The following is a 9,711-nucleotide window of genomic DNA, read 5'->3' as shown; positions in this document are numbered from 1 at the left end:
AAAAAGGGAGGTATTATGACAATACCTCCCTTTTTCACACCTGTGAAACTGTATAGACCATCGACTAATCAAAATTAGTGCTCAGCCATTGGCTAAACTCGCGCAGACTCTCTTCTTGTGGGCTATCCATGCGCAGACACTTGTGCGGCGCTTTGTATGGATGGCTGTAAGGGTAACTCTTGACTGGAATAAAGCTAAATGTCGGTACATTCATATACGCGGCTAAGTGTTTTATCCCAGTGTCCAATCCAATGAACATCATGGCATCACTGAAGTAATCTGGGGTCTTGTTCAGCTCGCTTTGCACGTAATCAAGATCAGGCAGTTGCTTTTCCATGCGCCGTTTTGTCTCAAGATCTAACTTCGTACCACTGTACATGTATGTAATTGTTTTATCGGGAAAACGTGCCGTAACAAGACTCACCAACTCAACAAATAGCGCAACGTCAATTTGATGCTCTTTGGTTGAGGTTGCCATAGAGACAATGATGCGTGGCTTTTCTGATAGCTCACAGAGCCCAATAGACTCAGTGCGAGTAAGCTTTTCAATCGGTCGCTCTAACAACACTTGAAGATCATGTATCGACAAAGAAAGTGCGTCAAATTGGCTCTTATCAAAAGGCTTACCTTGCAAACTTTTGAAAGGAAACTTGTTAAACGTCAGGGTGTTTAAGGTATTCATCACCTTCTTTATCCGACGAGTCCTTGATATGTCGATAACTAGGTCTGGCTTTTTTTTGAAGAGGTATTTTACAAAGTCTAAGATGTCACTGACCGCTCGGTAGTTACCCTGATGATAGTGGACGTTTTTTCTTTGATTAAAAATGCTATGTTCAAATAAATCAATATGTTGCTTTGAGAAGACATAATTGATTTCTATATCGTTATCCAATTCAATAACGCTATCCACGGCCATGAGGCTGATTAGGCAATCTCCCATACCTCGGTCGTTGATAACTACGACTTTTTTCATGATACCGCCATCACTTCCAGCGGCTCTCCGCGCCACAGTTTGTAAACCACTCCATTCCCATTATTGACCCTTTATTTTTGTTCGTTGTATCCAATCTGAATGTCTCCAAAGATGTTTTCCACATTCATATCCTTAAGGGCAGCAACCCTGCCTTTCTCTTTACGAAACGAACGCTCTAAACGATTCATGTTCTCTTGCTTCCATCCGTGATCATTTGATTTGTGGCACTTGTCAAAGTCAATGAGCCACACCTTATTGGTGTTATCGATAAGGATATTGTGAATGTTCAGATCGGTATGATTAACGTTGATTTGATGCATTTTCTTTATTTCATAACCAATACTTCGACATAGCTGTTTCGAAATAGTTCTTTTGGATAGAAACGACACAAGATCTTCAGCGTCTTTGACTTTTTCGCTCAGTAAATCAGCTCGATAGAAGCAACCAGACCGAACCGTGCGAATAGCAATAGGTCTTGGAACATTCACGCCAGCTTTCGCTAAGGTATTGAGCAGGGCGTATTCTTTGTAGCTGCGCGTATTTTTCCAACCAGTAAACCAGTAGTAGTCTTTCACTAACCTGCCAAACAGCCCGCCTCTGCGGTAATGACGAAGCGCCGCATCGCACGTATCCATTCTAACGAACCAAGTCGTACCTCGGCCTTGAGCGCTGCCGATAATACGGTCTTGCGCCTGCCAATAGTCTGGCTCAAATACTTGCTCGACTGGATCGGTAAGCAGTGACTCGTTATACCAAAACTTAGTGCTGTTTTTTTTAAGTTCTTTCACAGATAGGCCTTTGCTGTTAATGCCTCTACATGCATAGAATTACATTTTGTAAGTTCCTATTTTACAATCAAACCTCAGCCCTGCATAATCTTTACCATAATTCCCCAAGACCGCATTCCTATGTCCCTGTTTAGTCAGCCACCCAAGTCCATTTGTATTCTAAGGCTCTCTGCCCTTGGCGATGTATGCAATACCATTGCGGCGGTACAATCGATTCAATCTCATTGGCCTTCGGTGAGAATTACTTGGGTGACGGGTAGCCTCGAAGCGAAGCTGATTCGCGACCTACCCGGTGTAGATGTCGTGGTATTCGACAAGAAAGCCGGATGGCGTGGCTATACTCAGCTTTGGAAGCAACTCAAAGGACAACAGTTTGATGCTCTATTGCATATGCAATATGCGTTTAGAGCGAGCATTGCTACCTTGGGGATCAAAGCGAAATACAAGCTCGGCTTTGATAAAGCGCGCTCACAGGACTTGCAGCATTTGTTTACCAACGTGAAAGTGCCCTCTCCAACTAAACTCCATGTACTTGATGGGTTAATGGCATTTACACAAAGCTTAGGTGTGCCAGCAACCTATCCAAAGTGGAGCTTGGACTACCCGGCAGAAGCTAGGTCTTGGTCTGAGGGGATTATTTCAGAAGATTCAAAACGAAATCTTGTCATCGTACCTGCGGCAAGCAAAGGCTATAAAAACTGGACTGCCGAAGGTTATGCTCAAGTGATTCAGCACGCCTCTGAACTCGGTTGGAATATCATCTTAGGTGGCAGTCCAGCACAGATCGAGATTGAACTTGGCGAACAGATAGAAAGGCTGTGCCCTAACCTTGTGACCAACCTTATCGGTCAGACAGACATTATGCAGATGTTGGCACTGATTGATCGCGCCGATCTAGTGTTGGCTCCTGATACTGGGCCAACGCATATGGCTAACGCGATGGCGACACCGGTGATTGGGTTGTATGCTCACCATAATCCGCTTCGCACGGGGCCTTACAACTATCAAAAGTATGTTGTTTCAGCCTATGAAAAGGCTATCATTGCCGAAACCGGTAAGCCAAGCAGTGAGCTTGAGTGGCGTACACGAGTGAAAGATAAACAAGCGATGCAACGCATCCAACCACAGCAAGTAATCGACATGTTCGACCTTGTTTGTCACGAGGAAAAACTATGACATCACAAACAACAGCCCATCAAGAGCGAGCATCCATTGCTGCCATCATCATTACAAAAAATGAAGAGGCGTCATTGGAGGAGTGTTTGCAAAGTGTCACTTGGGTTGATGAGATCGTCATCGTCGACTCAGGTAGTACGGATGGAACGCAGCAGATCGCAGAGAAGTACGGCGCAAAATTCTTCGTAAACAGTGAGTGGCCTGGGTTTGGTAAACAGAAACAACTGGCTCAGTCGTATACTGACTGTGATTGGATCCTCGCTTTGGATGCTGACGAGCGCATTGATGATGTGCTGCAGCAGGAAATTCAAGCCATGCTGGTGTCACCACCGAAAAACGCGGTATTCAGTTTGAATGAGCTGACTTGGGTATTTGGTCGCTTCCTAAAGCACTCGGGTTGGTACTATCACCATGTTCGCCTGTATCCAAATACATTGACGAAATATAACGATAATTTAGTGCATGAGTCGGTCATCATTCCAGAAGGAACAGAGACTAAGCGACTCAAGGGTGACATCCTTCACTATTCCTATAAGGATATGGAACACTACTTGGTGAAATCGGCGAGTTATGGTCGCGCTTGGGCGGACCAAAAACAGAAACGCGGTAAATCAGCCTCGCTGTCGCAAGCGATATTGCACGCGCTCGGCTGCTTCCTGAAAATGTACGTATTGAAGCGTGGTTTCTTGGACGGTAAGCAAGGCTTCTTGATTGCAATTCTGTCGGCGCATTCAACATTCATCAAATACGCCGACCTTTGGGCAAGAGCGAACGATAGCCAGCAAAAATCTTAGTCGCTGAAAAAAGCCATCCCGAATAAACGAGAAGCCAAGAGAATAACCTCTTGGCTTTTTTGCCCCTATCGAATGCCCTGCCACCAGCTGTTTACATCGTTAGAGCATGCAATGACATCGATTCGCGACATATCATCTTGGCTCGCTTTATCCTCTGCTTTCGGTGGGCAAAACGCGATATGTTTACCTTCAGAGTTTAGCGGTCGCCAACGCAGCGGTGTCGCTGAGCGCTTGGCTGGGAAAAAACCAACGGTAGGAACATCCAGCGCTGCGGCAATGTGAAGCGGCCCTGTTGAGCCAGCGATGAACAAGCTCGCACAAGCCAGAGAGCATGAAAAGTCAACGAGGCCATCATTTTTATCGTAGATCACGCTCGCTAGGGCGTTTTCTTTGAGCAGACTCTGCAGCTCTTGCGCTTTCTCTTGTTCACCTGGTCCTGCGGTCAGTACGATTTCAAAATCTTCATTAAGTCCTTTCAGTAGCGAGCAGTACTGCTCCAAGCTCAGGTTATTCGCAGAGCCACCGCTACCTGCATGCACATAGAGCCATGACTTCGCCTTGTTCAAGCCAAGTTGCTCGGACAACTTTTCTTTTTGCTTAGCGAGCGAATCTAAAGAAAAGGAGAAGTAAGGGGCTTTGGGCTCAACAATCGCAACTGACTGATCGTTCAAAAATGCACGGATAAGGTCTAAATTGTACTCAAACTCAGGCTTGGCACTTTGTGAGCGCTTTTGCTTAATGCGTTTGTTGTAAAACACCTGTGCGAACTTAGTGGCAGGCGCTAAACGATAAGGAATTCTCGCTTTCCACACCAGCAGTGCGTTATAGGTATCGGAGAACAGATTGATCGATGCATCAAAATTGGCACTTTTTATGGTGCGCACTAGAGCCTGCTGCATCGCTTTATCGGCTTTTTTGCCAGCATCAATAATGACCTCATCAATCCAAGGGCATGCCTTGGCGAGGGCTGCGGTGTAACTGGGAACCAGAGCAGTAACGCGACAATCAGGAAGAGATTGCTTTAGCATCGCGAAACTTGGCCACGCAAGCATGAAGTCTCCGATCTTGTCATTACGCACCACGAGTATGTTTTTCATTCTGCTCATTGTTTTCACTCTAGCTAAACCAACACCTGATGATAGCAAGTCCACTGCATAATGATAACTCTTGCGTACCCCTTTGTTCCTGTCTATAACATGGTAAACTTACCGCCAAAACTCGACCAGAGAGAATACTGTGAGTCAAAAACGCCTATCCAGAGTCATTTACCCTGGCACATTCGATCCAATCACGAACGGACACCTCGACCTCATCGAGCGTGCATCCACCATGTTTGATGAAATCATTATAGCGATCGCTGCCAGCCCAAGTAAAAACACCTTATTTACCTTAGAAGAACGGGTTGAGTTCTCTCGCCAAGTAACGAGCCATCTTCCAAATGTTACCTCTAAAGGGTTTTCTGGTTTGCTCGTCGATTTTGCCAAAGTAGAGCAAGCCAATGTGCTCATTCGCGGATTACGAACTACGGTCGACTTTGAGTATGAGTTTGGTCTCACTAACATGTACCGCCGCCTATTGCCTGGATTAGAGAGCGTATTCCTAACGCCTGCAGAAGAGCACGCATTTATATCTTCAACTTTGGTTCGTGAAGTGGCTATTCATGGCGGGGATGTGACTCAATTTGTTCCACCTATTGTAGCCAATGCGCTAGAGTCTAAGAAAATCGTATAGTTATGAAGATCCTTGTTATTAGAGCCGGAGCCCTCGGCGATACTATCTTTGCCACCGCAGTCATCGACTGTCTGCGCAAACACTTTGGTGAAGATACTCGTATCGACTGGCTAGGCAACCCATTAGCAAAAGGATTATTTGCCAAAGATCATCGTATCAATACGGTCTTTACGATTAAGAGTCGTAAGTTAGCCACGCTCTTCAACGTGCCCAAACTCAAGATGCTGGCGCATGCTCAAAAAGCCCCTTATGACTTAGTCGTTAACTTAGAGAACTCTAAATCATTTCGCCGCTTTGTGAACTACATTGCCGCTCGAAAAGCGATTCACATTGGGGATGTTGAGATTGATACCTCAGAAGTGCACGCGGTGGAACATATGCTAGCTTCACTAGCTCTCGCTAGCGTCGAAGACACTAATGGTTTTCCTCGCCTAATCGGTGACGAGCTGAGTCATGTGAAAGCCAAGTTTAACTTGCCAGAGCGCTACGTCGTCTTTCATCCCGCTAACAGCCACTCGGACAAAACCGACTATCGAAGTTACCGTTCATGGCCGCTGCCACATTGGCGTTCTTTAATAGAACTCTCAACAAAAGACATCCCTGTGGTTCTGGTGGGGACTGACGAAGAAAAAGCTTATTTGTCAGAGTTTTTAAATGGCCTCGGCACTGATGTTATCGACCTATTAGGTAAGTCTAACCTTCCTGAGCTGATTGCTGTTTTACAAGGTGCTAAGGCCGTCGTGACCACCGACACGGGTCCGTCTCATATGGCTGCCGCTGCAGGCGCGCCGACAGTCGCTTTGTTTGGTCCTAGCGATCCAAAAGGCACAGCACCTTATTCGTGCAAATTTAATACTGTCCACATCGCCTCGATCAACATAGAATGCAGTCCTTGTTCTCATACTGAACGTTTCAAAACGTGTAAGAACAATCGGTGTATGAAACAACTGCACCCAGAAATGGTCTTAGACATCATAAGCCCTTATATCAGTCAGTCGTCACACTAGATTTCGACCGCCTATGTTGCCTTATTTGTTAGGAGTAAAAGATGATTAATAAAGAACGCACACTCTGGACTTTATTGATAGGTGCGTTACTTATCCGTCTACTTTCATTAGGTTTGTATCCATTAATGGATACGACAGAGTCTCGTTATGGCGAGATGGCACGCTTAATGGTCGAAACAGGAAACTGGTTAACACCGCTTTTTGATTATGGTGTCCCTTTCTGGGGTAAACCGCCTCTGTTTACCTGGATGAGCGCCATCAGCGTTGAAATGTTCGGACTCTCTGAGTTTACTCTGCGCTTGCCGCATTGGGCTGCGGGTGTGTTTGTCGTTTGGTTCGCGGCTTGGTTCTCAAAGAAAAATGGATACAACCCGTTAGTTGCCGCCGTTGTGCTATCGACTACACTTGTCTTCTCTATCTCAGCCGGCGCTGTTATGACCGATATGGCACTGACAGTGGGACTCACTATGGCGATGATTGGTTTTTACCAATGTTGGCTGGGTAAAACCTTCTGGGGTTATGTGGGTTTCGCTGGTCTTGCGGTCGGCCTGCTTGCTAAAGGCCCTGTTGCTATTGTGCTATTTGGTCTTGGTGTGTTCCCATGGATGGTGATTCAGCACGGTATAATTGGAGCGTTTGTCGAGCTGTGGCGTCGATTCCCGCTCATCAAGGGAACGCTGCTAATGCTAGCGATCGCACTACCGTGGTATCTAATGGCCGAGCGTGCAACGCCAGGTTTCCTCGACTACTTTATCGTCGGCGAGCACTATAAGCGCTTTGTAGAACCTGGTTGGGAAGGCGATCTCTATGGTTCTGGTCATGAAGAGCCTAAAGGAAAGATTTTCTTCTTCTGGCTATTAGCGGTACTACCGTGGTCTCTGATTTTACCCGTTGTTATGCTCGTGCGTGCGAAGTATGGCTTAGAGCAAGCGAAACAAAACAACGGTTTCACAAGCTTTGCTATCTGGTGGGCACTATCACCACTCATTTTGTTCACACTATCGAGCAATATTCTGCCAACCTACGTTCTTCCTGGCACACCTGCAGTAGCTGTGCTACTGGCGATATTCTGGAAGAAAAAAGACATCGTTTGGATGAGCATAGCGGCTTTGGTGGTGCCAGTTGCGCTTATTGCAGCTACTTGGCTACTTCACACGGGGCAGGTTGCCGACAATAGCGATAAATCCATCTTTCAAGAGATTGACCCGTCGGTACCGACTTACTATCTAGAGTCGCGCTCTTATTCTGGTCAATACTACAGTAGCGGTAACGCTAAAGTTATCAACGCTATCGAAGATATTAAGGATAAAGAAGACTTCTACATTGTGGTTCGTAAAGAGTGGCGAGAGAAGTGGAGTGCAGTCGCAGCTGACAAAGTGGTTTGTAGTGAACCCCAGGCAGAAAGTGATTCTCGTGTTGCGCTACTTTGCAAATTTAACTGATATGTAGAGTAGATTGTAACTGTAAAAAAGGCCCATAGCTCAATAAGCTATGGGCCTTTTGTTTGAGATTTGGCTTAGATGCCGTAAGACGCTCGATACGCCTTCACCGCCTCTAAATGCTCAGCATTACCACCTTTCTCTTCAAGGTAAGTAATAAGATCAGTTAGGCTTACAATTGAAATCACTGCGCAGCCAAAGTCGCGTTCAACTTCTTGAATCGCAGATAGCTCACCTTTGCCTTTTTCTTGACGGTCAATAGCAACAAGTACGCCTGCTAGGTCAGCGCCGTTTGCTTTGATGATTTCCATCGACTCACGAATTGCAGTGCCTGCTGTGATCACGTCATCCACCAGCATAATACGACCTTCAAGTGCGCTACCTACCAGGTTGCCACCTTCACCGTGGTCTTTCGCTTCTTTGCGGTTAAAGCAGTAAGGAGTGTCGATGTCGTGATGATCAGCGAGTGCTACCGCTGTTGTTGTTGCGATTGGGATGCCTTTGTAAGCAGGGCCAAATAGCACGTCAAACTCAATGCCAGAGTCTGCTAGTGCTGCTGCGTAGAAGCGACCTAGACGAGCAAGGTCACGACCCGTATTGAAAAGCCCAGCGTTAAAGAAGTACGGGCTTTTACGACCAGATTTAAGGGTAAACTCGCCAAACTTTAGGACTTCTTTCTCTAATGCAAATTCAATAAATTCACGCTGGTATGCTTTCATTTTATCTCTCTCGGTTGTTGTGTTTAGGTATGTTGTTGTCATACCCCGGTAGACATGATGCTTTATGTCTTTTTATTTAGTGGTTTACTAACCCTGGGCTCTCGTCACCCCTGTGCAGACAGGGGTCTACTCAAAGCATGCACCAAGCCTCAAGTAGATACCTGCCTGCGTAGGCGCACGGCCAGTGGAATGACGCGTCGTTGTGTATCTGTAATACACAAAAAAATAGCCCCCTTACGGGAGCCATCAATCAATCTTCTAATGCCAGCTTCTGAGCGGCTACGATCTCGGTAATGCCTTTCTTCGCTGACGCCAGTAGCGCCATTAGCTCATCGTGGCTAAACGGTTCGCCTTCTGCGGTGCCCTGGATTTCGATCATGCGACCATCTTCAGTCATCACAACGTTCATGTCAGTATCGGCTGCTGAGTCTTCTGTATATTCAAGGTCACACAAAACGTCTTCACCAAGAATGCCCACAGATACTGCCGCAACGTGCCCTTTCATTGGGTTCGCTTTTAGCGTGCCTTTTGCTACAAGGTGAGCAAATGCGTCTGCCATTGCAACGCTAGCGCCAGAAATAGATGCAGTACGAGTACCACCGTCCGCTTGGATAACGTCACAGTCTACTGTCACCATGATTTCACCCATAGCTTCGAGGTCTACGACTGCGCGTAGGCTGCGAGCGATCAGGCGTTGGATTTCCATGGTGCGGCCGCCTTGCTTGCCACTGGCAGCTTCACGACGCATTCTTGAGTGCGTCGAGCGTGGTAGCATGCCGTATTCAGCGGTTACCCAGCCTTTACCCTGACCTTTTAGCCAACGAGGCACATTCTCTTCCACTGTTGCGTTACACAACACTTTGGTATTGCCGAACTCTACCAGCACAGAGCCTTCTGCGTAAGCGGTATAGTTGCGAGTAATTTTTATTGGGCGCACTTGGTCTGCTGCGCGATCATTTGGACGCATGGACATTACCTTTGTTGGGGAAGCGAATTTGGTTGGGCGAAGATTATAACGGAGAAGCGAGTATGGGTCTAGGTTGTGTGACTTCGATTCGAGCTCTGTGCTACCATGAAGACAGTT

At 46.6% G+C, this 9,711-nt stretch carries 10 protein-coding genes; 5 read left to right on the top strand and 5 right to left on the bottom strand.

Annotation, left to right across the window (positions count from 1 at the left end; genetic code table 11):
- Positions 1 to 64 precede the first annotated feature (64 nt).
- The gene (locus LY387_RS00785; protein WP_234494989.1) at positions 65 to 973 is read right to left on the bottom strand and encodes a glycosyltransferase family 9 protein; all 909 of its coding nucleotides are present in this window, start codon (positions 971 to 973) and stop codon (positions 65 to 67) included.
- Positions 974 to 1,044: 71 nt separating this feature from the next.
- A complete protein-coding gene (locus LY387_RS00780) occupies positions 1,045 to 1,761 on the bottom strand; it encodes a 3-deoxy-D-manno-octulosonic acid kinase (protein ID WP_234494988.1) in 717 nt (238 codons plus the stop codon).
- A gap of 120 nt (positions 1,762 to 1,881) precedes the next feature.
- On the opposite strand from LY387_RS00780, the gene LY387_RS00775 reads away from it, so the two are divergent.
- Complete coding sequence (locus LY387_RS00775) at positions 1,882 to 2,937, top strand: glycosyltransferase family 9 protein (protein ID WP_234494987.1); 1,056 nt, start codon at positions 1,882 to 1,884, stop codon at positions 2,935 to 2,937.
- Positions 2,934 to 3,731, top strand: a complete 798-nt coding sequence (locus LY387_RS00770) for a glycosyltransferase family 2 protein (RefSeq protein WP_234494986.1) — start codon at positions 2,934 to 2,936, stop codon at positions 3,729 to 3,731. Before LY387_RS00775 ends, LY387_RS00770 begins: the two co-directional genes overlap by 4 nt.
- A 65-nt stretch (positions 3,732 to 3,796) precedes the next feature.
- Here LY387_RS00770 and LY387_RS00765 read toward each other — a convergent pair whose 3' ends face one another.
- On the bottom strand, positions 3,797 to 4,828 hold the full coding sequence (locus tag LY387_RS00765) for a glycosyltransferase family 9 protein (RefSeq protein ID WP_234494985.1): 1,032 nt from the start codon (positions 4,826 to 4,828) through the stop codon (positions 3,797 to 3,799).
- Positions 4,829 to 4,967: 139 nt separating this feature from the next.
- Between LY387_RS00765 and coaD the strand changes: the two genes are divergently transcribed.
- Genes coaD through LY387_RS00750 form a run of 3 tightly spaced genes read left to right on the top strand, consistent with a single transcriptional unit; the run spans position 4,968 to position 7,911 of the window.
- Positions 4,968 to 5,462 (top strand): pantetheine-phosphate adenylyltransferase, encoded by a 495-nt coding sequence (gene coaD, locus LY387_RS00760; RefSeq protein WP_234494984.1) that lies wholly within the window; start codon positions 4,968 to 4,970, stop codon positions 5,460 to 5,462.
- A gap of 2 nt (positions 5,463 to 5,464) precedes the next feature.
- Positions 5,465 to 6,469: a glycosyltransferase family 9 protein gene (locus LY387_RS00755; protein WP_234494983.1), complete on the top strand. Its 1,005-nt coding sequence runs from the start codon at positions 5,465 to 5,467 to the stop codon at positions 6,467 to 6,469.
- Between the two features lie 41 nt (positions 6,470 to 6,510).
- Positions 6,511 to 7,911 (top strand): ArnT family glycosyltransferase, encoded by a 1,401-nt coding sequence (locus LY387_RS00750; RefSeq protein WP_234494982.1) that lies wholly within the window; start codon positions 6,511 to 6,513, stop codon positions 7,909 to 7,911.
- Positions 7,912 to 7,985: 74 nt separating this feature from the next.
- Here the strand turns inward: LY387_RS00750 and pyrE are convergent, their stop codons facing one another.
- Together pyrE and rph are read right to left on the bottom strand one after the other, a co-directional pair.
- Entirely contained in the window at positions 7,986 to 8,627 is a 642-nt protein-coding gene (pyrE, locus tag LY387_RS00745) for an orotate phosphoribosyltransferase (RefSeq protein WP_234494981.1), read from the bottom strand.
- 250 nt (positions 8,628 to 8,877) lie between these two features.
- Positions 8,878 to 9,594: a ribonuclease PH gene (rph, locus tag LY387_RS00740; protein WP_234494980.1), complete on the bottom strand. Its 717-nt coding sequence runs from the start codon at positions 9,592 to 9,594 to the stop codon at positions 8,878 to 8,880.
- Positions 9,595 to 9,711 lie beyond the last annotated feature (117 nt).

Origin of the sequence: Vibrio maritimus (assembly GCF_021441885.1) — a bacterium.
Taxonomy (GTDB): Bacteria; Pseudomonadota; Gammaproteobacteria; order Enterobacterales; family Vibrionaceae; genus Vibrio; species Vibrio maritimus_B.
The sequence above is the reverse complement of the archived record's forward strand: the minus strand, read 5'-3'. Positions and strand labels throughout refer to the sequence as shown.